The organism is Acinetobacter sp. YH12129, from assembly GCF_013418685.1.
Taxonomy (GTDB): domain Bacteria; phylum Pseudomonadota; class Gammaproteobacteria; order Pseudomonadales; family Moraxellaceae; genus Acinetobacter; species Acinetobacter amyesii.
Genome location: NZ_VPBP01000003.1, coordinates 17,818 through 43,005, shown reverse-complemented (window position 1 = coordinate 43,005; position 25,188 = coordinate 17,818). Strand labels below are relative to the sequence as shown.

The 25,188-nt window shown below is 40.2% G+C and carries 17 protein-coding genes, 8 tRNA genes and 2 pseudogenes; 20 read left to right on the top strand and 7 right to left on the bottom strand.

Annotated elements, in window-relative coordinates:
- Positions 1-218 precede the first annotated feature (218 nt).
- The 9 genes from FTU65_RS02680 (at position 219) to FTU65_RS02640 (ending at position 1,673) form a co-directional block, all read left to right on the top strand.
- Positions 219-294, top strand: a tRNA-Val gene (locus FTU65_RS02680).
- A gap of 29 nt (positions 295-323) precedes the next feature.
- Positions 324-400, top strand: a tRNA-Asp gene (locus FTU65_RS02675).
- A gap of 47 nt (positions 401-447) precedes the next feature.
- Positions 448-524 (top strand) — tRNA-Asp (locus FTU65_RS02670).
- Positions 525-545: 21 nt separating this feature from the next.
- Positions 546-621 (top strand) — tRNA-Val (locus tag FTU65_RS02665).
- A gap of 14 nt (positions 622-635) precedes the next feature.
- Positions 636-712: transfer RNA gene (locus FTU65_RS02660), tRNA-Asp, on the top strand.
- A 31-nt stretch (positions 713-743) separates the two neighbouring features.
- A tRNA-Val gene (locus FTU65_RS02655) sits at positions 744-819 on the top strand.
- A gap of 44 nt (positions 820-863) precedes the next feature.
- A tRNA-Asp gene (locus FTU65_RS02650) sits at positions 864-940 on the top strand.
- A gap of 98 nt (positions 941-1,038) precedes the next feature.
- A tRNA-Val gene (locus FTU65_RS02645) sits at positions 1,039-1,114 on the top strand.
- A gap of 97 nt (positions 1,115-1,211) precedes the next feature.
- Complete coding sequence (locus FTU65_RS02640; RefSeq protein WP_078191441.1) at positions 1,212-1,673, top strand: DUF2750 domain-containing protein; 462 nt, start codon at positions 1,212-1,214, stop codon at positions 1,671-1,673.
- A 55-nt stretch (positions 1,674-1,728) separates the two neighbouring features.
- On the opposite strand, the gene FTU65_RS02635 is transcribed toward FTU65_RS02640, so the two are convergent.
- From FTU65_RS02635 to yccS, 4 genes are all read right to left on the bottom strand, one after another.
- Positions 1,729-2,499 carry a YdcF family protein gene (locus FTU65_RS02635; RefSeq protein WP_180064928.1) on the bottom strand — a complete coding sequence of 257 codons (771 nt, stop codon included), beginning with the start codon at positions 2,497-2,499 and terminating at the stop codon, positions 1,729-1,731.
- Between the two features lie 104 nt (positions 2,500-2,603).
- Positions 2,604-5,336, bottom strand: a complete 2,733-nt coding sequence (locus FTU65_RS02630; protein ID WP_180064927.1) for a sulfite reductase flavoprotein subunit alpha — start codon at positions 5,334-5,336, stop codon at positions 2,604-2,606.
- Between the two features lie 188 nt (positions 5,337-5,524).
- The gene (locus tag FTU65_RS02625; RefSeq protein ID WP_078191438.1) at positions 5,525-6,085 is read right to left on the bottom strand and encodes a YcxB family protein; all 561 of its coding nucleotides are present in this window, start codon (positions 6,083-6,085) and stop codon (positions 5,525-5,527) included.
- Positions 6,086-6,170: 85 nt separating this feature from the next.
- Positions 6,171-8,339: a YccS family putative transporter gene (gene yccS / locus FTU65_RS02620; RefSeq protein ID WP_180064926.1), complete on the bottom strand. Its 2,169-nt coding sequence runs from the start codon at positions 8,337-8,339 to the stop codon at positions 6,171-6,173.
- Positions 8,340-8,474: 135 nt separating this feature from the next.
- On the opposite strand from yccS, the gene FTU65_RS02615 reads away from it, so the two are divergent.
- The 10 genes and pseudogenes from FTU65_RS02615 (at position 8,475) to FTU65_RS02570 (ending at position 20,478) form a co-directional block, all read left to right on the top strand.
- Positions 8,475-9,677 carry a multidrug effflux MFS transporter gene (locus tag FTU65_RS02615; RefSeq protein ID WP_180064925.1) on the top strand — a complete coding sequence of 401 codons (1,203 nt, stop codon included), beginning with the start codon at positions 8,475-8,477 and terminating at the stop codon, positions 9,675-9,677.
- Between the two features lie 642 nt (positions 9,678-10,319).
- Complete coding sequence (locus FTU65_RS02610; protein ID WP_180064924.1) at positions 10,320-11,591, top strand: DcaP family trimeric outer membrane transporter; 1,272 nt, start codon at positions 10,320-10,322, stop codon at positions 11,589-11,591.
- Positions 11,592-12,205: 614 nt separating this feature from the next.
- Positions 12,206-13,447: a sodium/glutamate symporter gene (gltS, locus tag FTU65_RS02605; protein ID WP_168379287.1), complete on the top strand. Its 1,242-nt coding sequence runs from the start codon at positions 12,206-12,208 to the stop codon at positions 13,445-13,447.
- 63 nt (positions 13,448-13,510) lie between these two features.
- Positions 13,511-14,987: pseudogene (locus tag FTU65_RS02600) on the top strand (alanine/glycine:cation symporter family protein).
- 242 nt (positions 14,988-15,229) lie between these two features.
- Positions 15,230-16,222 carry a patatin-like phospholipase family protein gene (locus FTU65_RS02595; protein ID WP_180055511.1) on the top strand — a complete coding sequence of 331 codons (993 nt, stop codon included), beginning with the start codon at positions 15,230-15,232 and terminating at the stop codon, positions 16,220-16,222.
- Between the two features lie 386 nt (positions 16,223-16,608).
- Entirely contained in the window at positions 16,609-16,785 is a 177-nt protein-coding gene (locus tag FTU65_RS02590) for a hypothetical protein (RefSeq protein ID WP_171263721.1), read from the top strand.
- 282 nt (positions 16,786-17,067) lie between these two features.
- The gene (locus tag FTU65_RS02585) at positions 17,068-17,589 is read left to right on the top strand and encodes an acyl-CoA thioesterase (protein WP_078191431.1); all 522 of its coding nucleotides are present in this window, start codon (positions 17,068-17,070) and stop codon (positions 17,587-17,589) included.
- 197 nt (positions 17,590-17,786) lie between these two features.
- Entirely contained in the window at positions 17,787-18,383 is a 597-nt protein-coding gene (locus tag FTU65_RS02580) for a TetR/AcrR family transcriptional regulator (protein ID WP_180009821.1), read from the top strand.
- Entirely contained in the window at positions 18,380-19,585 is a 1,206-nt protein-coding gene (locus tag FTU65_RS02575; RefSeq protein ID WP_180064922.1) for an MFS transporter, read from the top strand. The genes FTU65_RS02580 and FTU65_RS02575 overlap by 4 nt, the downstream gene beginning before the upstream one ends.
- A complete protein-coding gene (locus FTU65_RS02570) occupies positions 19,585-20,478 on the top strand; it encodes a LysR substrate-binding domain-containing protein (protein ID WP_180011458.1) in 894 nt (297 codons plus the stop codon). The genes FTU65_RS02575 and FTU65_RS02570 overlap by 1 nt, the downstream gene beginning before the upstream one ends.
- A 120-nt stretch (positions 20,479-20,598) precedes the next feature.
- On the opposite strand, the gene FTU65_RS02565 is transcribed toward FTU65_RS02570, so the two are convergent.
- Positions 20,599-21,507 carry a DUF4349 domain-containing protein gene (locus tag FTU65_RS02565; RefSeq protein WP_180064921.1) on the bottom strand — a complete coding sequence of 303 codons (909 nt, stop codon included), beginning with the start codon at positions 21,505-21,507 and terminating at the stop codon, positions 20,599-20,601.
- Between the two features lie 215 nt (positions 21,508-21,722).
- Between FTU65_RS02565 and FTU65_RS02560 the strand changes: the two are divergent.
- Positions 21,723-22,351, top strand: a pseudogene (locus tag FTU65_RS02560) (glutathione S-transferase family protein).
- A 175-nt stretch (positions 22,352-22,526) separates the two neighbouring features.
- Here the strand turns inward: FTU65_RS02560 and FTU65_RS02555 are convergent.
- Both FTU65_RS02555 and FTU65_RS02550 read right to left on the bottom strand, forming a co-directional pair.
- Positions 22,527-23,030 carry a hypothetical protein gene (locus FTU65_RS02555; RefSeq protein ID WP_180005306.1) on the bottom strand — a complete coding sequence of 168 codons (504 nt, stop codon included), beginning with the start codon at positions 23,028-23,030 and terminating at the stop codon, positions 22,527-22,529.
- A 298-nt stretch (positions 23,031-23,328) separates the two neighbouring features.
- Positions 23,329-24,933, bottom strand: coding sequence for a bifunctional 3-(3-hydroxy-phenyl)propionate/3-hydroxycinnamic acid hydroxylase (locus FTU65_RS02550; RefSeq protein ID WP_078192235.1), 1,605 nt, complete (start codon positions 24,931-24,933; stop codon positions 23,329-23,331).
- Between the last annotated feature and the right edge of the window lie 255 nt (positions 24,934-25,188).

Sequence of the window (25,188 nt, the reverse complement as noted above, 5' to 3'; positions counted from 1 at the left end):
CTGTTTTTATGTGAATGATGCAGAATATAAGTCCTATTTTTAGTAATAAATTTACAGGTTTATAGCTAAAAAATGTTCAAAAATACTGATTTTTCCGCAATATAACTTATTTTTTAATCACTCAAACAGAAAAAGTGGAAAAGAGTTAGAAAAGCGTTTGACAGACCGTGAGGATTCTCTATAATGCACCTCATCAAACGATGAACATGTTTTGAAAAGGGCGCTTAGCTCAGTTGGTAGAGCGTCTGCCTTACAAGCAGAATGTCGGCGGTTCGATCCCGTCAGCGCCCACCAAACCTTTTCAGCGTTAAGATATTTAGAGTGCAGCGGTAGTTCAGTTGGTTAGAATACCGGCCTGTCACGCCGGGGGTCGCGGGTTCGAGTCCCGTCCGCTGCGCCACTTTAAATCTTAATTCGTTTGAACCACAATAGCGACATTGTGTAAGTGCAGCGGTAGTTCAGTTGGTTAGAATACCGGCCTGTCACGCCGGGGGTCGCGGGTTCGAGTCCCGTCCGCTGCGCCATTTACATGATAGACCTTTTGAGGGCGCTTAGCTCAGTTGGTAGAGCGTCTGCCTTACAAGCAGAATGTCGGCGGTTCGATCCCGTCAGCGCCCACCATATTTTTTTGCGATGCAGCGGTAGTTCAGTTGGTTAGAATACCGGCCTGTCACGCCGGGGGTCGCGGGTTCGAGTCCCGTCCGCTGCGCCATTTCAAAGAATATAATTGTTGTACCCTTTAAGGGCGCTTAGCTCAGTTGGTAGAGCGTCTGCCTTACAAGCAGAATGTCGGCGGTTCGATCCCGTCAGCGCCCACCATATCTTTTAAGATATAGGTTGTGTTTCGAAAGAAACTACGTGATGCAGCGGTAGTTCAGTTGGTTAGAATACCGGCCTGTCACGCCGGGGGTCGCGGGTTCGAGTCCCGTCCGCTGCGCCATTTATCTTAAAAATCTCTGTTCAAGAGAATGCCTTTAGAAAAATCTTCGATTTTTCTCTTGCGCTCAGACAAGGCTCCGCTTTGTTACTCTTCGCTCAGGGCGCTTAGCTCAGTTGGTAGAGCGTCTGCCTTACAAGCAGAATGTCGGCGGTTCGATCCCGTCAGCGCCCACCATATTCTTCTATAGAAACTTCTTTATCCAAAAGCTTGCCTAAATTTTCTGATTTACATAAAATTCGCTCTATAATAATTTTAATATTGTATGTGATCTATGAGAAATCCATATCAGCGCAAGGCAGCGTCTAAAACTCAAACTACAAATTACAATCCTCAAGAAACCTATAAACAATTTATTGAAAATATGGTCGCTCAAGGTGGCGTGATTGCGTTATATCAAGATGGTTGGGCACTTTGTGCGACACCTACAGGTCAACGTTCCTTCGCTATTTGGCAAAACCGTGGTTTGGCACGTTTATTAATTAAAGACAATTGGTCCAATTATGAAATTCAGGAAATTTCATTAAAAGACTTTATCGAAAAAGTCATTCCGTTTTTACGCAGCGAGAGCACTACGGTATCTTTAGATTTGACCCCAGAAGGGCAAAATATTTTGGTTGCGCCTGAAAAGATGCTGTTAGATATTAAAAATTATTTATATCAAGTCTATCAACAGCGCCCAGAAATCTTTGAAAACCTTAAAATTCCTTTGCCACGTAGCATTCGTTTAAATTAATTGTTTATTTACAGCATAAAAAAGCCCTTGTTTACTGATCAAACAAGGGCTTTTTTTAATATTCGTTAAGTACAAAACCGCTCAAAAAAGCAAAATATTCACGTAGCCAAGAGTTGTAGCGGATGTACAGCGGTGTAGGCGCTGCAATGGTATACACCTGTGTATAGCCTAACTTTCGTGCAATTGCTTTTGCACGTGGAAGGTGAAAGTCACTACTGGCAATTGCAATGGGGGCATCAAGAGAAATCTGATGTCGTTTTAAAATTATTTTACTGTTGATCAGATTGAGTTCTGTGCTGGTACTTCTGCTTTCTTCATATATGCGTGCGGCTGAAATGTCATAGTGTTGAAGTAAATAGCGCTTCATGACAGAAGATTCGGTCATTTTTTCATTAAAGCCTAAACCACCCGTCATGATCATAATAGTATTGGGCTGTTTCAAGGCATACGGTGCTGCGGCATCGAGACGCGCCTTTAAGGTCGGAGAGGGTTGACCATTTTCAATACCGCTACCCAAAACGATGATGGCTTGGACGGAAGTAAATGGCTTGGATTGCTGGCTATTGAAGTGTAAATACGCAAAAAACAGTAAAAGGCTCAATAGCCAAAGCCAAAACAACCACCATGCCGCACACCAGAGCCTTTTGAGTTTAGGGTATTGATCTAAAATATTGTGGATTTGGGTTGAAAATAGTCCGGATAAAATAAAAATACACCCAATGACTAAGGGTAAAAGGATGCCTAAATGAATTTTATTTAATGTAAGTAACCAAATGGCATCTACGCAGAGCAGCAAGCCTACACAAAGCAGTAGTATTCTTTTCATGCAAAAAATTAAAGCAGTATTCGTATTTGGCCTAAGTATAGCGTGAAAAAAACCAGACACGAGGTCTGGTTTTTAGTTGGGACTATTTATGAGTAAACATCTTATTAGTAAACATCACGACGGTAACGCCCAGCTTGACGCAGTTCAGCCACGACATCTTCACCTAGTATATCAATCAGTGCGTGGTCAACGTCCGTTGCCATACCGTTGATACTACCGCAAACGTAGATCACGGCACCTTGTTCTACCCATGATTTTAATAAGGTCGCATGGTCACGTAGCTCATGATGCACATAGCGTTTTTCCGCTTGATCACGAGAGAAGGTGAGGTCTATGCGTTGAACTAAGCCTGTGTTTTGCCATGCTTCAATGATGTCTTGATAGAAGAAATCATGTGCGCGTTGACGCTCACCAAAAATCAGCCAGTTTTGCGTATAGTCTTGACGAACGCGTGCATGTAAAAGACTGAGTAAACCTGCAATACCTGTACCGTTACCAATACAAATCACAGGACGATTATCTGCAATCAGATGGAATGATTCATTGGTACGAATACGCAGTTGTAGTGTGCTGTTGATCGCTGCATGTTGTGTTAACCAACCAGAGCCTAAACCAAGCTCACCATCCGCATTGGACTGCTGACGTACCACTAAGCGTAATACTTGCTGACTTGGAATACTGGCAATGGAGTATTCGCGAGTTGGAAGCGGTGGAAGCTGTTCGAGCAAATGATCAAGATTGGCAAATGGTTCAACATCCGTATTTAGGTTGCGATCCAATAATGCATCTTCAATGCGTTGCTGAGTAGAATCAACCACTTGCTGACTTTGAATTTGGTACTTTTGCATGAAGTTTGCAATACGTTCAGCACTATTACCCGGCTGAATCTCTGCAATATCACCCGCTTGCCAGTTGGCTTCATGTTGCGGTTTTAACTCAATATTAAATGCAGGGGCACCTAAACTGTTCGGGTTGAGTAGATCACGTTTGGTCAATGTCCATGCATCAAAAGTTTTTTCAATTTGCATGTGCTGAAGTTCAAGTTTAGTCGCTTTGGCTAAAGCGCTATTCCATGCTTGAATGGCTTGGGTGTCGCCATTATTGACTTCAATTGTGTCAAACAGGGGCTTCGCAGCATTACTTTGCATCCAGCGATGAATCGCATGACCAAAGCTACAGAACGTATCCGGATATTCTTCAGAGCCTAAAGCTAAAACGGCAAACTGAACATGACTCAAATCGAGGCGTTGTGTCATCAGTTTACGTTCAAAGCTTGAAGCGAGATCAGGCGCTTCTCCAGTGCTATAGGTACTTGCAACAAATAAAATCTGAGCGGCTTGCGTTAAGTCATCAGCAGAAAGTTGCTGAACAGCTTTCACTGTGACGGGCTGACGAGCCTCTTGTAAGCTTGTTGCTGTACGCCATGCCAATTGTTCAGACTGACCTGTTTGTGATGCATAGCAAATTAACCAAGGCTGTGCATTTGGGTCGATGGTAACTGGTGCTAAGCTTTGACGGGCTTGCTGTGTCAGTTTTTTCTGTTTACGACGTTTGAGATAGAGCATCCATCCTGTGACAAAGAACAGCGGCATCATGAGGGATGCAATAACCACAAAGAACTGATAAATCGGTCCGAAGAAACTACCGCGATGTACAGGCAACATGCTGGTCATGATTTTTTCATTTAGCTTTTTATCTTCGTATAACTCGATATCGGTAAGAGCATCCGTTTTGTAGTTATAAGTCGCTTTGTTGCGCGCACGTTCATGTTGAGGGACGGCATCCACAAAGTTAATTTCTAATTCACCATTGGCTTTTTTCGGAATATTAAAAGTGACACTTGAGTATTCACGACCAATATTTTGATTAAAGCCATTCCAACTTTGCGTAAGGGCAATATTCACTTGTTCTGGTTTTAGACCACGTTTTTCTCCGCGACCTTCAGCACCATGTTTATTTTCTTGAGCGCCGTGTTCAGAGGGACTCGACGTTGCAGGGTTTCTTTCAGAACGTGCTTGGTGTTCGCCATGAGCTTGTTCTGCATCAGTGGCTTGTTTTTCAGCGCTTTGCTTTTCACCGCGTTGTTTTTCGCTAGCTTGCTTTGCACCCGCCTGTTCAGCAGGTTGTCCATTCGGTTTTGGACGTTCTTGTAACTGGGGCTGTGGACGTTCAACGCCCATGACTTTAAACATGCCATTACGCCACCAATCATAAGACCAGTACAGACCTGTACATGCCAAAATGAGATAAAAAACAATCACCCATGTGCCGACGACTGCATGTAAATCCCATAGGAAATTACGTCCTTTGAGCTTCGGTTTTACTGCAAGCCATTGTTTTACAGAATGTCTTTTTGGCCAACGCAGATACAAACCACTCAATACAAAATAAATCAGCATCAGTGTACATGCGCCGGTAATTTGTTTACCTACAGGGCCAACGGTTAAATTACGGTGTAGTTGCTGTACAAACTGGAAGAATTTTTGACCTTTGATTTCAGGTAAAACTTCGGCTGTATAGGGGTTAACCATCATGTTATAGCCACGACGAGCACCTTCTTTGACAATATTCACGGTACTTGAGGCGGTAGCATCTGAGGCAATAGAGATGCTGTTAATTTTCATGTCAGGATCAGACTGACTAAAGTGCTGATAAAGCTCAGCAGGGGTTAGTTTGGGCTGCTGTTGAGCCTGAACCACATAGCTGTCCTGATTGATTGCTTTAAGTATTTGCTGTTCATAGGAATAAATGGCACCTGTAACCCCCATGAGCGAGAGTATTAAGCCGGCACTAATCCCCAAGAACCAGTGAATCTGGAAAAGGGTTTTCTTAAACATGATGGATTTAATATTGATAAAAGGTTGCTGAATTGCGACGAATTATAAACGATGATGTAGTAGAGAATGTGGAAAAAGTAAGTAATATTCATTCTCATTATTGTAATTATCAATGATCATTTGAAAATTAAACAGATAAAAAAACCTCCAAAAAACGGAGGTTTTTTATACACAAATGTCTGTTTGGCTTAAATAGCTTTAGCAGGGCCTACAGTTTCATTTAAGTGCTTACGAATGGTTGAAAATGGAAACTTCTTACTATCCATACGTTTAGGCAAGATGTATGCACCGTCTTGACCCTTCACTTTAAAGTTTAAAAGGATGAAGTCTTTGGTGTCATACCATTCATGAATGTCTTTCCAACCGACAGTCATCGTACCCATGTTTGCGCCCATACGTTGCTGCATAGAGATCCCATGCGGCTGAACACCCATACGAATGCCTTTAATTTCTTGTACAGGGACTTCGTTCAGTTTGCGTTTCGCATACCACTCGATACCGAATTTACGCACAAGGAAGTAAATCACAACACAGACAATAGCTACCCAGCAAAATACTGTTGAATAGTTCTTAATAAAGATGAGGCCCAAGAGTGCCAGTGCAAGAATTGCACCCATAATTAGCCATGCTTTTTTGCCAATTTTGAAGTTACTGCGAGACAGAACAAGTTGAGCATAACGTTGTTCTTCTTCAGAAATTTCATAAGCCACTGGCTCTAGCGTGTAGGCATATAAATTTTTTGCGGTCATAGTGAAAGTAACAGATTTAAAACTGTAAAAAGTTTAGCATTATTTATACCAATTCAGTGAGTATATTGTTCCAAAATCATCCAAATTATAGTGAAGCCAGTTCCGTCGATGCTTGATCATGCTCATGACTGAGATTTTGTTTCAATTGGCTAAATTGGTTCAACACGTTAAACATCAAAGAAAGCTGTTGTAGCACAATCAAGGATTTTTGATCTTCCTCACTGTTTTGTGACAAACGCTGACGGATTTCTTGCAACATATTTTGCGCAGATAAGTCTGGAACTTCGTCACGTAGTAATGCACCTTGAATGTCATCCGTGGCTTTATCCAATAAGGTTAAGACCTGTTGATCTTGAATTTTTTCACGATGCGCACCCAAGGCTGCGATATAACTAATAAAGGTATGATTGAGGCACAAAAACTCAAAGGCCAAAGCTTTTTGAGTCGGATCGGTATCGGGTTCGGTGGCTAAAGTGGAAATCAGTGATGCTACTTCTGCATCGGTATTATGGGCTGCACGACGTACCACACGATAATTCAACCCGTTATTACGACCAGATTTGTATTGTTCAACCACTTCGGCCAAATAATCACACTGCGCTTGAATAGAACGGCTGATGGTCCGAGGTAGGCGACGAAACTTCCAGTCAGGGAAAATGAAACTCACACCAAACCATGCCAAGGCACAACCAATCAGTGTATCAATCATACGCGGCATTGCTGCGGCAAAACCCATTCCATCTAAGTTAAAGTTGATCAGCGCCAAAATGGTAATAAATGCAGTGGCTTGTGCATATTGCTTACTGCGTAATTCAAAAAACAGCACGCCACTTAAAATGAGTAGCAGTAACTGACCTTCGACAGAAGGAACAAAATATAAAATCGCATAACCTAAAATAATTCCGACCAAGGTGCCAATGATACGTAAATAGAGGCGGCGCTTGGTGGCGTTAAAGTTCGGCTGGCTGACAAACAGGGCAGTCAATAAAATCCAATAGCCATAACTGATATTGGTGACTTGGACAAAAATATAACCAATAAATAACACGGTCGATAAACGCACAGCATGACGGAACAGCACCGACTCAGGGCTCAAATGTTGTTTGAATCGAATGACGATGTCGTCCCAGCCTTTTAAATCATCATCTTTTAAACGATTTTCAATCAGGGCTTGTCGGTCAATATAACGCTCGGTTTCGACATTACGTAATTGCGCATCGATGCCTTTTAGGTTTTGGTATAAAGCAAATAAAGAGTTGATCCAGACTTCATCGTATTTTTGCTCTTCGCGCAGCTTTTCGAGTGACAGTTTTAGATTATGAAATGCATGCTTAAAACGTTGATTATGATGATAGGGTTTTCGCTGTAAGATGCTGATACTTAAATCTTTACAGGCTTTACCTTGAATCGAAAGCACACGTTGAAAGCGAAATAAAATATCACTATGTTCAAAAATACGGGTCAATTTTTGATAATCAATATGCGCGGAATCGGCACGTTCATGAATGTCTTGCGCGACAAAATAATATTGCAGGCTACGACGCGTATCTTTTTGTCCACGGTCACCTTTTAAACGCGTTAATAAGGCTGTTTTCATATCGTTGAAAATGCCAATTAATTTGCCATTTTCTAGCGATAGCTCGATCAAACTTTGCTGATAACTTTCTGGTGTCATATCGACATCAAACAAGTTAGATTTTGCAAATAAGAAGTCACCTAGAGACGAATAGCTTTGGGCCAATTTGTCCTGAACTTGACGCACAGGAAATAGCAGAAAGCTCAAAGTCGAAAGTAGTCCATACCACATCGCACCTATGACCAATAAACCTGCTTGTGTATACCAATGTTCAAAAAGTTCAACCCCAAGCATGGAATACACGGAGATCACCAAACAGCCATAAGAAATGGTGGCATAGCGACGACCCAATGAACCCAAAAGAATCCAACCGATACAAGAAACGATCAGCCCCAATGCAAATAAAATCGGATGCGGGAACAACAGATAAATGGATACTGCAGTAACAAAGAACCCAATATAGGTATAAATTTGATTGAGCACGCGGACTGAAAAGCGGTCATCGATATCACTTAGACCTGCGGCAACCACACCCAAAGTGAGGGGAATGGTCATCAATTGCTGATCTAAAAAATATGGGACAAAGGCTGTTCCTGCGAAGGCAATGACCATGCGCAAGTTATACATAAAGGTCGTGTTATAGGTTGCTTGTTTCAGTCGTGCGAGCCAGGCGTTCAAAATTTTTCCTTTGCTAAAGCGATGGGACAGTAAGCAATGTGTATCGTGTGAATTTTCACATTGAAGCCAAGAAATAATACTATGTGCAGTGTAAACTTGTCTGCAAAACTTGCTTGCGATAAATGAATTATTCTTATGAAAAGCGTCGAATCACAAAAGGAATTTTCTCAACGCTGGATCGTCTTGTTGGCGTTGCTGACTGCTTTAGGTCCACTTTCAATCGACATGTATTTGCCGGCTTTACCTCAAATGGCCGACGATTTTGGTGTGACAACGCAACAAGTGGCCAATAGTCTTCCAGCGTATTTCTTGGGTTTGGCGATTGGACAGTTAATTTACGGGCCGGTCAGCGACCGCATTGGGCGTAAAACACCGCTATATTTCGGTTTGGTTTTATATATTTGTGCCAGTTTTCTGTGTGTCTTTGCCAATAGTGAATGGAGCTTGATCGCGGCTCGCGTTCTGCAAGCCTTGGGTGGCTGTGTCGGTGTAGTGATTGCCCGTGCTGCAATTCGTGATCGCTTAAGTATGCAAGCTTCTGCTCAAGCCTTTGCCAGCATGATGATCGTGACAACAATTGCACCAATCATTGCACCTACTTTAGGCGCATGGGTTTTGCAGGTGTTTGAATGGCAATACATATTTGCGGTATTGGCGCTTGTCGGTATTTTTTGTCTTTTCTGCGTACATTTTTTCTTTCAAGAAACCCTACCTGTTGAGCGGCGCTTAAACTTAAGTTTGAAACAAGTCTTAGGTTTATATAGTGCCATTTTGCAGGATGCAAGTTTCCGCAAGCCGATGCTCACAGGCTGTTTTTCTGGCGCGATTTTATTTTGTTATATCAGTGGTTCTTCTGCCATTTTGATGGATGGTTATGGTCTGAGCCAACAGCAATTTGCTTATGTATTTGGTGCGAATGCTTTAGGGATTATGGTGTTTTCGACCCTCAACAAGAAACTTGCCAATCGACTGGAGGTTCGACATCGTTTGCAATTGGGTAATGCACTTCAATTGTGTGGTGTGCTGATCTTATTGGCGGCAGGATTATTTAATCTTTCATCTATCGTTGTTGTAATGTTGGGCATGTTCTTATGTGTTGCATCAATCGGCTTCACTGGTCCAAATGCAATGGCTTTGGCGATGTCTGAACAAGGCTCACGAGCTGGCACAGCCAGTGCAATCATGGGAAGTATGCAATTTGTCTGTGGTCTATTGGCCGGAGTGTTTTTGAACTTTTTAGTATGGTCAGCGCTCATCAATATGGCCCTGATTATGTTGCTGTTTGTGGTTGTTGCAATGATTACTATGCGTAGTTTAAAAGCTTCAACGATGGGGTGAGCTGAATGCAGGTGATGATGTTTAGGTCATTTGACTTAAACGTCGGTCATCAACGTACGTGTATTATTGATCAAGTATCCGCGTCACTCATTATAAATGTTCATCATCCATAACGATGAATGAGGGCGCTATTTTCCCATTATGAATTCTATTGCTGTTTACTCGAAACTTATATCTAAACAATCATCCACTTGGAAATAATTAGTGATACGGTGGATCGCTGTTGTCCCACTCGAATGAAATAGAGCAACTGATAAATAAGTATTATTTGCATTAAACACAGTGCTTTATGTAGATCACTATATATCGAATGCCTCTATTGGCAATATGTCGGATTTTATCATTTTTATAACATACCTATAAAGTATGGATTTTTACCTTTAAGGTATGAATAATGAGCTTTTTTGCCATCTGAATCGGCTAAGTCTGAATTTTAACTAAATATTTCAGTCTATTTTCAGTAATGGATTCAGGTTTCTTGCTTTTTGCTTTCAAGTATTTCGTTATTGGGGGCTACAAGTTAAGGTTCTAATGCGACTAAAGCACGGATAGGCAGCATGAAATTTGTCCGCTCAAATAGCTGAATAACAAAGCACCCGGATTTAGGGTATACAACAATGACAGGACAATAGAGAGCTTAGGATGAAAACTCAAACTGTATTCCACCCAATGAAAACCCTTGTTGTTGCAATGAGTTTGGCAACGGTCTCAATGGCTCATGCAGGCAGCAATACTTCTGAAATTGAACAATTACGTGCTGAAGTCGCAGAACTAAAAAGTTTGATTAAAGCGCAGCAGCAAGTTCAACAACAGCAACAAACAGAGATTCAGCAAGTTAAAGCGCGTCCTGTTGCACCACCACCGCCACCAGCTTCTCCAGCTGCAAGCTTGAAATCTAAAACTGGTGCAGATGTAAGTCTTTATGGTTTTGTTCGTGGTGATGCAAACTACATCATTGAAGGTGCTGATGATGACTTCAACAAAATTGCGTCTACAGATGGAAATACAAAAGATAAATTACGTGCGACAGCAAAAACCACACGTTTTGGTTTAGATTTTACAGCACCGGTCGGTGGTGATGATAAAGTGGGCGGTAAAATCGAGGTCGATTTCAATGGAAGTGGCGAAACTATTCGTCTACGTCATGGTTATTTAACCTTTAACAACTGGTTATTTGGTCAAACGACATCAAACTTCTTGTCTAGTCATGCGCCAGAAATGATTGATTTTAATACAAACGTCGGTGGTGGTACTACACGTACTCCTCAAGTTCGTTACAACTACAAGTTAGCTCCAGATACTCAATTATTCGTTTCTGCAGAAGAAGGGGATAGTAAAGGGACTGTTGCTACAGATCCGACTTACCGCATTCCAAATTTAACTGCAAAATTGACTCAAGGTTTTGCGGCAGGTAAAGGTAACGCGTCAGCTCGTGCATTGGTTGAAAACTACAAATCTAAGGCAGCAGATGACACAGAAACAGCTTGGGGTGTAGCAGCGGGTGCATCTTATGCAGTCACTGATCAATTGAAATTGAATGGTGATGTTTCTTATACAGAAGGTAATAGTAACTATTTATATGGTTCTAACTCGGCTTACTCTGTAGTCGATGGCAACATCGAGCAAAATAAATTCACTGCTGTACAAGTGGGTGCAACCTATAAGTTTAATGAAAAACTACGTTCAACTTTAGCTTATGGCGCGCTATTTGCGGATGATGGCAGCGCGTATGCGAAAGATGCATCTAACTCAAATGCGAATGAAGAAGCACAGCAAGCTTGGATTAACTTTATTTATGCACCTGTAAAACCAGTTGAACTTGGCTTGGAATATGTAAACGGTAAACGCAAAAACTTTGCGGGTGAATCTTATAACGATGACCGCGTTGGTTTAATGGCTAAATATAGCTTCTAAGCTCAACGACCGATTCTAATCGCACAAAAAAAGCCTGACTCAGTTCAGGCTTTTTTTGTTTAAACAGGGAGTGTAACAAAGCAGATGAACAAATATGTCTGAGCAATTAAAGTCACCGAATAGCCTAGTCATGATGTCGTTGAACCACGTACAGTATATGGATTACGCTTAAATCTTTAATATTTTATATAGATTAAAAATGCGAATGTATTTAAATAAAAACAATTAGATATAACTTTAAATTATAGAAAAATTAACTTTTTGTAATAAAAAGTACTGAAATTTTATTATTCAGGCTGCATAATGTGCGACTTTTCAGAAATAGTGCGAAACAGTACAGACATACACAATGTTCTGTCATTAAATTTGCTTCATTTGAGGCTGTTTCTCAATTTAAAACTTTTAGCGATTTGTTAGTCATTTTGAGTTGATTTTTAAAACTCAGACTTACTTATTTGAATCAGATGATGAATATTTTTCAAACTCTTTAGCTTGAGTCGTTGAATTGCATTATTGATTTGAAATTACAAAATGTAGTTGTATTTCAGACCATAAAGGCAGCTAATGCTGATAGAAGAGCTTTAAAAATATTCAAATAATTTTGGACAAATTATATGGAATTTAGTTTTAACGCGTTTTATACCTTAATCGCAGCGGTAATTGTGCTTTTGTTGGGACGATTTCTTGTTAATCGTATTGGATTTTTAGGTCGATACAACATTCCAGAGCCTGTTGCCGGTGGTTTAGTTGCCGCGATTATTTCTTTGGTGGTACACAGTCTTTGGGGCTATAGCATTACAACGAGTAGTGAATTACAAACGAGTTTCATGCTGATTTTCTTCGCTTCTATTGGCTTAAGTGCAAACTTTGCCAAATTAAAAGAGGGCGGAATCGGCTTGGTCATCTTTATCGTCGCTGTTGCTTCATTCATCATGGTGCAGAACCTCGTAGGTATCAGTCTTGCGACGGTGCTAGGTATTGACCCTCTTATTGGTTTGATTGCAGGTTCTATTACCCTTACCGGTGGTCATGGTACTGCAGGCGCATGGGGTGAAATTTTAGAAGTTCAACATGGCATTCAAGGTGCATTAGCCTTAGGTATGGCAAGTGCGACATTTGGTTTGATTATTGGCGGTATTATCGGTGGTCCACTGGCTAAGCTATTAATTAACCGCTATCAACTTGCAACGCCTCGTACTCATGAACAAATTGAAAAAAGTGATAACACTCCTCTAGCAGATATTAATTCAACAGAATATGTGCCGTTTGAATATCCGCATCGAGTTCGTCTCATTACAGCAGATAATGCGATTACCACATTAGGTTTATTTGCAGGGTGTTTAGCATTTGCGGACTTCATGACCGATTTTAGTAAAGGTACTGTATTTGAATTACCGACATTTGTTTGGGCACTGGCTGGTGGTGTAATTTTGCGAAATGTACTGGAGGGTATTTTCCGTGTACAAATTTTTGACCGCGCTATCGATGTATTTGGTAATGCATCTCTATCTTTGTATTTGGCGATGGCATTGTTGTCATTAAAGTTATGGCAATTGTCCGATCTCGCTGGCCCACTTGTAGTCATTTTGGGTGCACAAACGCTGACGATGGCTTTGTATGCTGCTTTTGTGACTTTCCGTGTCATGGGTAAAAACTACGATGCTGCTGTTTTATCAGCAGGTCACTGTGGTTTTGGTATGGGGGCAACACCTACCGCAGTCGCAAATATGCAAGCCATTACCAATATGTATGGTCCATCTCATAAGGCTTTCTTAATCGTTCCTTTATGTGGCGCATTTTTTGTTGATTTGATTAACGCAACAGTTATTCAATTAATTCTTAAATTCTTTGCTTAATTTAGAAAGGCTCTTCAAAAAAGAGCCTTTTATACTTTTGACCATTTAAAACTAGGGTTGAATATGAATGAACAATTAAACGAAACCCTGATGAGCTGGGTCAAAGTTTTTAATGATCCGCTTTGGGATTTCTTAGTCGTATTTTTAGTGGCGGTTGGTATTTTTTATACCTTAATCACTGGTGCAGTTCAGATTCGTCTATTTTTTCATAGTATTAAAGTGATGAAATCTAGCCGTAAAGAAGGCGATGATGAGCATGGGATTACACCATTCCAAGCCTTTGTGACTGGACTAGCAAGTCGTGTCGGTGTGGGTAATGTCGCAGGTGTTGCAATTGCGATTGCAATTGGTGGGCCGGGTGCAGTGTTCTGGATGTGGTTTACCGCATTTTTAGGCATGAGTTCTGCATTTGTTGAATCTTCTTTGGCTCAACTTTTTAAAGTACGGGATACGCAAAATCAGCAATTCCGCGGTGGACCAGCTTATTACATTACCCAAGGCTTAAAACAAAAATGGTTGGGTGTAGTATTTGCGATTGCCCTGATTTCAACCTATGGCTTTGTGTTTAATGCAGTACAAGCCAATGCCATTACGGGTGCAACTTCACATGCTTGGGGTTGGGATAAAGCCAATCTAGTATTGAGTTTGGGCAGTTTTAGTTTTGAAATTTCATGGGTAGGGTTATTCCTTGTATTTATAACAGCGCTGATTATTTTTGGCGGGATTAAACGAATCGCCAAAGTTGCAGAAAGATTTGTACGCCTTTATGGCGTTGCTTTATCTCGCAGTTGCTTTCTATGTTGCATTTGCTAACTTTGCGATTCTCCCAGATATTTTCCAGTTAATTTTCAGTAAAGCCTTTGAATTTGATGCTGCGGCAGGTGGTTTTTTCGGTGCCATGGTTTCTATGGCAATGATGCAGGGGATTAAACGTGGTTTATTCTCGAATGAAGCGGGTATGGGCTCTGCACCCAATGCTGCGGCAGCATCAGATGTTAAACACCCTGTCAATCAAGGCCTAGTTCAGATGCTCGGTGTCTTTGTCGATACATTTGTGGTGTGTACTTGTACGGCGATCATTATTTTGGCATCTGGCTTGTATGAAAATGCAGGCTTTGAAGGCGTTGCTTTGACGCAAATGGCGCTTGAAAGCCAGATTGGCGCATGGGGAGATGACTTCCTTGCTATTATCTTGTTCTTATTCGCTTATTCTTCAGTAATCGGTAACTATGCTTATGCTGAAGGTAATGTGCAGTTTATCAATAACAATCCTAAGGTCATGTTTGTATTCCGCGTATTCGTCCTCATGATGGTGTACTTTGGTTCAATCATGAGTGTGCCTCTGATTTGGAACTTAGCGGATCTCTTCATGGGCGTGATGGCGAGTATTAACCTCTTTGCAATTTTATTGCTGACTCCATTCTTATTGATGTTGATGAAAGACTACACTTCACAGTTAAAACGTGGTGTAAAAGAGCCAGTGTTTAAGATGGATGAACATCCAAAATATAAGGATCGTGTTAATTCCGATATTTGGTAAAGTCAAAAATTAACTTTAAAAAGCTCCGTTGTCGGGGCTTTTTTTGCTAGATAAGAGCTTAAATCCTGATGTGGAAATTCTGCTAGACATTGAAATTTTGACAGCCAATGACTTTCTAGGTTGTATGTCAATATAATGTGCATCGGTCAGAGGCATTAACGAATAATAACAGTGACGTGAATGCGGACTGATTAGACTACTTTTTCTCTTCAAATCTCGAGTTGCATTTGGAATATTTCTCAATGAAAAGCATCACTGTTTTGATGACTGCATTCGCAATCAGCCTTGTGGGTTGTCAAAGTGTGGGCTCAAAAACGGTCAGCGCTGAAACAACCTCACAAATTCGGACTTATACCGCAGCACCTGCTCAAGTGGCGAATAACCGCATTGACTTTAAAAAAGTGAAAAAGCAGGAAAAGCGTCCGATTGTTGCTTTGGTTTTAGGGAGTGGTGGGGCACGTGGTTATGCACACATTGGCGCCATTCAGATACTTGAACAGCAGGGAATACACCCTGATTTTATTGTCGGAACCAGTGCGGGAAGCATTGTGGGTTCAATCTATGCATCAGGTAAAAGTGCCAATGAGTTAAGAGATATCGCCTTAAATATGAAAGCCAATGATGTTCGAGAAATACGCTTGGATAAAAAAGGCTTTTTTGATGGTAAAAAAGTTGAAGATTATATCAATGAGCAGGTTGATGACGTGCCTTTAGAGTTGCTAAAAACCCCAATGTATGTGGTGGCAACCGAGTTAAAGGATGGCAAAAAAGTCGTGTTCAACTATGGCAATACGGGGCAAGCCGTTCGTGCTTCGGTGTCAATTCCGAGTATGTTTATTCCAACGATTATTGAAGACACAGAATATGTCGATGGTGGCTTGGTCAGCCCAGTTCCTGTGGACGTTGCACGAGATTTAGGAGCAGACATTATTATTGCAGTGGATATTTTGGCGCGACCGATTCATACCGAAACGTCAAATGTTTGGGGTTTGTTTAACCAAAATATCAATATTATGCAAAATCGTTTAGCTCAAGAAGAGCTCAAGCGAGCAGACATTGTGATTCAACCCGATTTACGTGAAAAAGCACATATATTTGATGTAAAAGGTCGTGAAGCGACGATGCTTGCAGGTGAAGAGGCAACTTTAGAAAAACTTGGAGAGATTTCTCGCGTTTATGCTGAACATCAGTATAGTAAGGGACATCATATTCCTTATTTAGCAGCCAAAGACTAGGCTGGTACGATTCGCAAATTGACATGCATCCTGTTCACGTAATAGGGTGCATTTTTATTTCAGCTAAGCATTTTAATTTTTGCTCTCAGCTCTTCCCATGCTCAATAGTATCTAGTAATCATTAATATATTGGATGATGATTGGTTTTAGGTCTTAATCAAAAGATTTGCCAGATATAAAAATCGTGATAATAAAAAAATACACAGTTAATTATTTGAAATTAATTAAGAAAATCCTATTAATTGGTTTTACGTAGATTTTAAGAGTATATACCTATATTAGCGTTTTTATTCATGTGCTTACGTTTACCAATACTGTTGAAGTGTTTAGAATATCATCAGGTTATTAATACTTAAAACCAATAAATATTTTAAAGGTGGCTGTAGATGAAAACGCTTGATGTAGGACAAAAAGTAAAGCTTGCGATGATGGAAGATAACGTATTTATTGTCACTCATGTACATGTAGATAATTCTTACACGCTAGAAAGTACCAATGATGGTGGACAAAAAACCAGCTATGACAACGTATCTTTCGAGATGTTAAAAGTCTTAGAAGATTAAGTTTAATGCCGTGCTATGTTGAATCGATGAACAACGCGTTTTAATGAATATGTTTTAAATATAAAACACAGCATAGCTTGGATTAAAAAAAACTGATAGATAGCGCGATAAATACTTGTTTATCGGGTGTATATCGTTATCGATATATATTTTACTGAATGATGGTATGATCACTATAAATAATAATGATGGTTTTTTTGCCGATTTGAACATTTAATTTTGATTAAAATCTATATAATAATCACATTAATCATTGTTATATCACGAGTCTAGAGAAACAAGATGTCCCCATTAGATCAAATTGCGAATGCACTAGACGACCAGTCAGAATTATCGATGTCAGTTTTAATGACTCCTGACATGGCGAATTTTTCGGGTAATGTGCATGGTGGAACGATTCTAAAATTGTTAGACCAAGTCGCGTATGCTTGTGCAAGTCGCTATTCTGGTAGCTACGTGGTGACACTATCAGTCGATAAAGTAAATTTTAAAGAACCGATTCACGTGGGTGAGTTAGTGACTTTCCTTGCAAGTGTGAACCATGTAGGTCGTACTTCTATGGAAATTGGTATTCGTGTTGAAGCGCAGAACATTCAAAAACGTACAGTGCGTCATACCAATAGTTGCTATTTCACAATGGTCGCTGTTGATGATCAAGGTAAACCAAAACAAATTCCGGCATTAAATCTAGATAATGACTGGAAACGTTGTCGCTTCGAAGCTGCGGAACATCGTAAAGTGGCGCGTTTACAGGAAAATCATCATCCTTCTTGCAGTATTTATAAAAAGTCGACACAAAGCTAATCGCTTTGGTGGCTGAATATTTGAAAAGATCGCTTAGGCGATCTTTTTTTTAATCTGAAATTTGTTTGGATAGTGCAGTAAGGATTTTAATTCCGAGTGTGCGACTAAAGTTTATTCTTCAAAGCTCAGTTAAAGATAGTCATTCAGTCCAATACTGTTTAATATAAAACGATACGTATCGTTTCGTTTTTTAAATTATGAGTGAAACTGAAAAAACTTCTCGGCGTAAGCAATGTATCTTACAAGCGGTCACAGATGCTTTGGCGGAAAGTGATTATCGAAGCATGACCATTGAAGATATTGCGGCTCGCGCAGGCGTGGGAAAATCGACGATTTACCGTTGGTGGAACCATAAGTCCGATCTGGTTTTCGATGCTTTTAAAGCGCACACCGCGTCGGTGTTTGAGCTCGATTTATCACAAAGTTTAGAGTTCAATCTAAATCAACAATTGCTCAAACTATCACGGGCTTTAAATCAGCATGTGGGTCGAGCATTGCTGGTCGTTTTGGCGGAGCATCGTGAAGCAGCGGGTGAGTTTTTTAAACAGTATTTGTTACCTCGACGCGAAGCGACACGTGAGCTGATTCAATTGGCCATTCAACGTGGAGAAATTCGAGCGGATTATCCTTTTGAGCTGATGTTAGATATGTTGTATGGCCCGATTCATTATCAGATCATTTTCTTTAATACTCAGCCAGATGAAGACTATATCAAGCGACTGGTGCAGTTGGCGCTTAAGCCGATTCTGATTGAATCAGAAGCCACACATGGTGGTGAGGCAAGGACATCATGATCCATCAAAATCATGCATCACTATGGAACAAGTCTTTTGTTTTTTGTCTGTGTAATAACTTGTTTTTATTTAGCTATTACTTTGCGCTGCTGACCATATTACCCATTTATATTATGAAAGAATTGGGTGGTTCGATTCAGCAAGCGGGTATGGCTTTAACGCTGTTTTTGGTGTCATCCATTGCGATTCGTCCCTTTTCCGGCATGATCATTGAGCGTTTTGGTAAAGCCAATTCTGTACGTATTTCAGGCTTTATTTTTGTCGTTTTTGCGCTGAGTTATTTGTGGATTGACAGCATGTGGTCGTTGTTGGTCATTCGTTTTTTACATGGTTTTTGGTTCAGTATATTAACCACGGTCAATGTTCCCATCGTAAATGATTACATTCCAGATCACCGAAAAGGCGAGGGCATGGGTTACTTTGTCATGTCGACCAACTTAGGCGTGGTGATCGGGCCATTTTTAGCGCTGAGCATGATTCAATTCAGCAGTTTTAGTACCTTATTTGCAGTATTAGCCTTCTTGGTTGCAGTGGGCTATGTTTTTACGTGGTTAGTTCAAATACAAGAACACGTACAGCTTAAATCAAGTGATCAAGCGAGCAAATCCGCTGCCATCCAATGGCGTGATGTGATCGAAACACGGGTACTTGCCATCAGTTTTGTGGCGCTACTCACTGCGTTTGCATATTCAAGTGTGATGAGCTTTATCACCGCTTATGCAGAGTTGAAGCATTTACTCGCTTATACCAGTATCTTTTTTATTGTCTTTGCTGTGTCGATGTTGGTCGTCCGTCCTTGGGTTGGCAAAGTCTATGATCGCAAAGGCCCGAGTGCAGTCATCTATCCGTCCTTTATTTGCTTTGCCATTGGTTTGGTGATTGTGAGTTTTCTCACGAATCAATGGGTGCTTTGGATATCGGCAGTTTTTATGGGCATCGGCTACGGTTCAGTGTTCCCATGTCTGCAAACGGTCGCGATTCAAACGGTAGAAAAAGCCCGAATGGGACATGCAATATCCACCTTTTTTGCCTTGTTTGATATTGGCCTTGCTGTTGGTTCGGTCATGATGGGTGTGCTAATTGCATACTTTGGATTTCAGGCAACCTATTTATTTTGTGCGGTGATGGTGCTGTTCACTTTGTGGATGTATCGTTTATTCGTGGCAAACCAATTTAAACGCAGTGCTTTAGGAGCTGAATAATGGAATTACGACATCTACGATATTTTGTTGCGGTTGCCGAAGAGCTAAATTTTACCAAGGCTGCGCAGCGAATGTGTACTGTGCAACCTTCTTTAAGTCAGCAAATTAAAGACCTAGAACAGGAAGTTGGGGTGCAATTATTGATGCGAACCAACCGAAAAGTTGAGTTGACTGCAGAAGGTCAGGCCTTTTTAAAAGAAGCGCGTTTGAGTTTAGAACATGCTGAAAAAGCCATGATAGATGCGCGTCAAATTGCGCAGCTCAGTAAAGAACAACTGAATATCGGCTTTGTTCCTGTGGCTGAAATGAAGGTCTTTCCTTATATCATGCCGAATATCCGTGCTCAGTTTCCTGAGTTAAAAATTCATTTTCATAGTTTAATGGATGTCGATCAGATCAGTGCAGTGCGTAAAGGGGAAATTGATATTGCCTTTATCCGTTATGTCGAAGAAAGCCCTGATATAGAATCTGTTCAGATTTTTACTGAGCCTTTGGCGTTGATTGTACCAAAAAATTCGCCTGTAGCAGAACAGCGGCATATCAGCATTAAAAACATGAATAATCAGGATTTTATTATTAGTGATGAACATTCATCACCTGAGCTATACCGAATTATTCAAGATTTCTTTAAGCAAAATAAACTGAATGTGAACTTGGTGCAGCATTCGACCAATATTTTGTTAAATGTCAATTTGGTCGGTATGGGTGTCGGTTGGAGTTTAGTACCGTCTTATGTCATTCCATTGCTCGGTGATAAAATATTGGTTAAAAGTACAGTTGAACCCTTGCCGACCATTGGTCTGTATGCGAGCTATCGAAAAGATCGTAAAAATGATGCGATCGAGTTGATTTTAAAAGTATTAAAAGAGCAGTTCTATATGGGCTTTTTCTAAGCCTTTAAATATTGCCCTAAGATTTAAATGAAAAAATCCCGAATTAAGCGCTTCGGGATTTTTTTATTTATCGTATTTTTAATCATAGATTAAATGAAGAATGGAGCTTGTTCAGCTCATTCATTTAAACCATTTTTGTAAATAGGGTTTCATCACACGGTAGGCAATCAAACCGATAATAATAATCAGATAGAGTGGCCAAATCGTAATGAGAATAACCAGCAGGCTCAACACAAATTGCCAACCTTTTTGAATACCGTACCACGCTCTTTGCCAGAAACTATCGCCATTTAATTGAGCAATAGCATCAAGGTTAATATCGATATGTTCACGGACAGTGGCAGGTTGAGTAAAGCCAATCACAATCGTGCTATAGCGGACACGATCTTGAACTTCTAAGCGAGTCAGGCGTGAGATTTCATTGACTTGCGCTGCTGCTACATGGTCTGGCACGACCGTTGTTTGCGACATTTTTTCTTCGAGTAGTTTTAGTTCATAGCGTTTTGCCGAATATTGCTGACGGTTCAAAAAATGCATTAGTGGTAACAGTTGATTGACGAAATGTGCAGCTTTTTCACTTGGCACACGAATGATCATTTCCGCTTGCGGATTTACTTTTTCGAAGATTTTAATTTTGCCGTCAGCAATCGGGTAGGATTGACTCTCATGCACCACAAAGTCGATATTTTTCTGTTCAATAAAGCCGCCTAAACTTAGCGTCAGTTTTTCAATTTCTAAGGCCGTTTTAACGACATCTTTCGACTCAAAACTGACATTGGCTTCTCGTACCATTTTACGAGAGGCTTCGGCTAGGTTGACCTGTTCATTTAAAATAGTTTCAGGTTTTTGTGTTGTTGCAGGCGTGGTAGACGGCTCATTGGATGTGCTTTCCGCTGCTTGATCTTGCTGTGTACTGACTTGAGCAGGTTGTGCATCTGCGCTGGCTTCAGTTGCCATTTCTTCGGTTTTCTTGGAACAGCCTGAAATTAAAATCACCGTAAACATGGCAATTAAATATTTATTTTTCATAGATGTAGAGCTCAATTGTTTGATTATCAGAAAGTCGGAGTAAATACTTTTTGCTTTAAATATAGATTCAAATTTAGCGTAATTATTAGTCGGGCGTATTGTATCGGAAAGTGTTTAAAGCAGGGATGAACGCAACATAATTCTACATAGAGCCGCGTATAGTCATAGATAGAACAACAAGGAAGAAAATAAGGATATCTACAATGAACCCAACAATGAAACTCTACAGCAATCCACGCTCACGCAGTAATACCATTCTGCCTTTATTGAAAGAATTAAATATCTATTGAAAGAATTAAATATCGAGTCAGAAGTTGACATTATTGAAGTGCCATATGAAGAGATGTATCAAGCGGCATATCTAAAGATTAATCCCATGGGCAAAGTTCCCTGCTTGGTCGATGGCACTGTCGTGATTAGTGAGACCGCTGCCATCTTTAGTTATTTAGCCGATAAATTTAGTGAAAAAGGTTTAGCTCCCGCCTTGGATGATCCAAAACGGGGTGAATATTTGAAATGGATGTTTTTCTGTCATGGTCCGCTGACTGAATACATGGATATGAAAAATGTCGGCATTAGCACTGAGTTGATGGATGAGAAACGTGGCAGTTTGAGTTTTGGTAATGAAAAAATACTTTTAGATTTTATTAAAACAGGGCTTGCGCAGGCCCAGCCATATCTGTTGGGGGATAAAATTAGCGCAGCAGATTTGTATTTAGCTTATTGGATGGTGTATGCCATTTCATTCAAAATATTGCCATATTTAGATGAATTTAAACCTTTTATTCAGCAGATTCAGCAACGTGAATCGGTAAAAGATGTGCATTGGTTTCAGTCGGTTTAACTTGGATGCTTATTTGATTGTTGGCTGAACGTGGTATTGCTATAAGTCTATTCATATAACTCTTTCTTTGAGAATTAAAAAGAAAGAGTTTTAAATATCAATCACTAAGATGATAAAGCGATTTTAATTATTGCCTAGATAATGTATGGCATATATTGCGCTAAATTAAATAGACTCAATCGTTGTTGGGTCTATTTAAAAAATCATCGGCTTCATCATCAGATAGAGGTGGGCCTAAATCTCTTTCAAGTTTGGCATATATTTCAAGCAGTCTTTTTTGATGTGGATCCATATCTAAGGCACGATGCTGCTGATATGTTAATTGATCATCAATCCAATCATAATCCTGAATCGTAGACCCGGCGAAACTGGTTTTCAAATGGAGTTTGTAATAACCATAAAAGTTGTGTTTCTTGGTATCTAGACAGAGATAGGCGAAGGTAGACCAACCACTTTCGGGAAATTTAAGGCGAGTTCGGCAGGGCTTCTTTTCTAGTGTAAATGTGGGTGAATAGACTTGGCCTTTTAGAATGATATTTTTATCTTGACCAAAATATTGAGTTTGTAATGCAAATAAAGCAAGAATCACTGTGGTGAGAAAAAAGCTGGCAATGACTGCATAAAAAAATGAAATGTATAAATGGAAGGACAAAAAATTAGATTCTTCGTTTTTGTTCACATCTTTTTCTAAGCGTAATAAATAGCAATTCAAAGAAATAAGAAAACAGAGGCAAAAAACGAAAATAGCTAACCAACTATTGGCATGAAAATGATGTATCTCTACGAAAATGAGTGAACAGATAAAAATAAAGCCCAACAAACTATAAATGAATAATTTCTGAAATCTTTTTTGCATTTTGCGAAGCTTATAATTATGTATTGAACGATTATAGCATGCGATGTTTATAGTGATTATAGAAAAAATCACCATGCTTTATGCATGGTGATTTTTAATTCTTGCAGATCTATTTAGATTATTAAGCATGCAATTTTGCAAACAATTGTTGGCTCACGCTGTCTAAAGTTTGTGGAATTGCAATCGCTGCAACAAAACGGTCTGGGCGAAGAATCGTAACAGATTCAGTGGTTTTACCAAACCAACCACGAATATCGGTACCAATATCACCAATCGTAATCACATTGTCGTACTTGGTGCGATTTTCATTGCTAAGCTGAACAGCAGGCAATACTTGGATAAATTTAACGCCCAATTTTTGCCATTTTTTCATGGTCGCATCTGACAGACCCCATTTCGGATCGACGCCCCAAGCAATGATTGCAAAGTCGTTACCGATGACTTCATCAAGTAGGACTTTTTCGCCAGATTCAAGTTGAACATGTGGCTGAATGAACATTTTACCTACAGGTGAGTCTTTAACACCGTTATTGATCAATGCACCGTCGTTGTACTTCGGCATTGGCTTGAAGCGCATTTCCAATAGATATTGCTTGATCGGTTTGATGTAATTGAGTGCATAGGCAATACCATCACGGACGAAACCTTGCCATTTTTTCGGTGGAGCAAGGACATGACCCGCCATTACAGAAAGATCAATCATCGCTTTTGCATGATCTTTACGTTCAACTTGGTACGTATCTAAAAGTGCAGGGCCAGCTTTACCTTGTACAACCATTGCAACTTTCCACGCAAGGTTGAATGCATCACGCATACCACTGTTATACCCTTGACCTTGCCATACTGGCATGATGTGCGCAGCATCACCTGCAAGTAAAATACGGTCTACACGGAATTTATCTGCAATACGCGCATTGTGGGTATAAACACGCTGACGAATCACTTCAATACCATCGGTCGTTGGAAGTACTTTCGACAAAAGTTTTGCAATGTTTTCAGGTTTGCTTAATTCTTCTTGAGTTTCACCAGGCATCACCATAAATTCGAAACGACGAATACCGTGTGGAAGAGCAGCAGATACATAAGGACGCACAGGGTCACAGCATAGGTAAATGTGTGGCGTTGCAAGTGGGTCATTATTGATGTCGATCACGATCCATTGGTTCGGTGCAGTTTTACCATCGAAGCCGATGTTGAGGGTACGACGTACCACTGAGTTACCACCATCACAAGCAATCAAATACTGCGCTTGAATTTTTTCAGCTTCACCGTCTTTATTTTGAATATTGAGCGTTACACCATTGGCATCTTGGCTAAAATCAGACAATTGACGAGAGAATAAAACATTTGTGGTTTCGTACTGTTTTAAACCTTGTAGTAGTACATTATCGACTTGCGGTTGAATAAAGGCATTACGACGTGAGAAACCAAATTCACGAGTGAGCGGTTGAATGTCTGCGAAACAACGACCTTTAGGGGTTAAGAAACGCATCGCGTGGTTCGGTGTCGTATGCGGTAACACTTGATCCACTAAACCTAATGATTGGATGGTACGTAATGATTCATCATCAATACCAATCGCACGTGGGTAGTCAATCAGGCTGTCCAGTTGTTCAATCACAGTGACATTGACGCCTTGCTTACTTAAGTAGTTTGCAATGGTTAAGCCGACAGGACCTGCGCCCAGAATGGCAACTTCCGTTGTGTAATTTGCTTTATTGCTCATGCGTAAACATCCAATCACTTCACATATGCCACTATTAAGTTCTAAACAGAGACTTTCAACAAGCTAGGCATAAGTCGAAACGATGAATCGAATTGTCGTGTTTTTTGCAGGGTTTTATTTTAAGTAAATGATATATATTTATTTATATGAAAATCATCAATCATTTTGAGTGATTTATCGATCATTAAAATCTATTAATCAGTGGCTTTGAGCATAAAAAAGCCGAACCATTTTTCAATGATCCGGCGACTTTAA

What these genes read in the sequence shown, in the direction of transcription:
- FTU65_RS02580 (WP_180009821.1), top strand. Translation starts at nt 17,787, where the DNA reads ATGAGTGAAACTGAAAAAACTTCTCGGCGTAAGCAATGTATCTTACAA.
- FTU65_RS02570 (WP_180011458.1), top strand. Translation starts at nt 19,585, where the DNA reads ATGGAATTACGACATCTACGATATTTTGTTGCGGTTGCCGAAGAGCTA.
- FTU65_RS02630 (WP_180064927.1), bottom strand. Translation starts at nt 5,336, where the DNA reads ATGTTTAAGAAAACCCTTTTCCAGATTCACTGGTTCTTGGGGATTAGT.
- FTU65_RS02575 (WP_180064922.1), top strand. Translation starts at nt 18,380, where the DNA reads ATGATCCATCAAAATCATGCATCACTATGGAACAAGTCTTTTGTTTTT.
- FTU65_RS02565 (WP_180064921.1), bottom strand. Translation starts at nt 21,507, where the DNA reads ATGAAAAATAAATATTTAATTGCCATGTTTACGGTGATTTTAATTTCA.
- FTU65_RS02585 (WP_078191431.1), top strand. Translation starts at nt 17,068, where the DNA reads ATGTCCCCATTAGATCAAATTGCGAATGCACTAGACGACCAGTCAGAA.
- FTU65_RS02550 (WP_078192235.1), bottom strand. Translation starts at nt 24,933, where the DNA reads ATGAGCAATAAAGCAAATTACACAACGGAAGTTGCCATTCTGGGCGCA.
- FTU65_RS02590 (WP_171263721.1), top strand. Translation starts at nt 16,609, where the DNA reads ATGAAAACGCTTGATGTAGGACAAAAAGTAAAGCTTGCGATGATGGAA.
- FTU65_RS02595 (WP_180055511.1), top strand. Translation starts at nt 15,230, where the DNA reads ATGAAAAGCATCACTGTTTTGATGACTGCATTCGCAATCAGCCTTGTG.
- FTU65_RS02615 (WP_180064925.1), top strand. Translation starts at nt 8,475, where the DNA reads ATGAAAAGCGTCGAATCACAAAAGGAATTTTCTCAACGCTGGATCGTC.
- FTU65_RS02610 (WP_180064924.1), top strand. Translation starts at nt 10,320, where the DNA reads ATGAAAACTCAAACTGTATTCCACCCAATGAAAACCCTTGTTGTTGCA.
- FTU65_RS02625 (WP_078191438.1), bottom strand. Translation starts at nt 6,085, where the DNA reads ATGACCGCAAAAAATTTATATGCCTACACGCTAGAGCCAGTGGCTTAT.
- FTU65_RS02640 (WP_078191441.1), top strand. Translation starts at nt 1,212, where the DNA reads ATGAGAAATCCATATCAGCGCAAGGCAGCGTCTAAAACTCAAACTACA.
- gltS (WP_168379287.1), top strand. Translation starts at nt 12,206, where the DNA reads ATGGAATTTAGTTTTAACGCGTTTTATACCTTAATCGCAGCGGTAATT.
- FTU65_RS02635 (WP_180064928.1), bottom strand. Translation starts at nt 2,499, where the DNA reads ATGAAAAGAATACTACTGCTTTGTGTAGGCTTGCTGCTCTGCGTAGAT.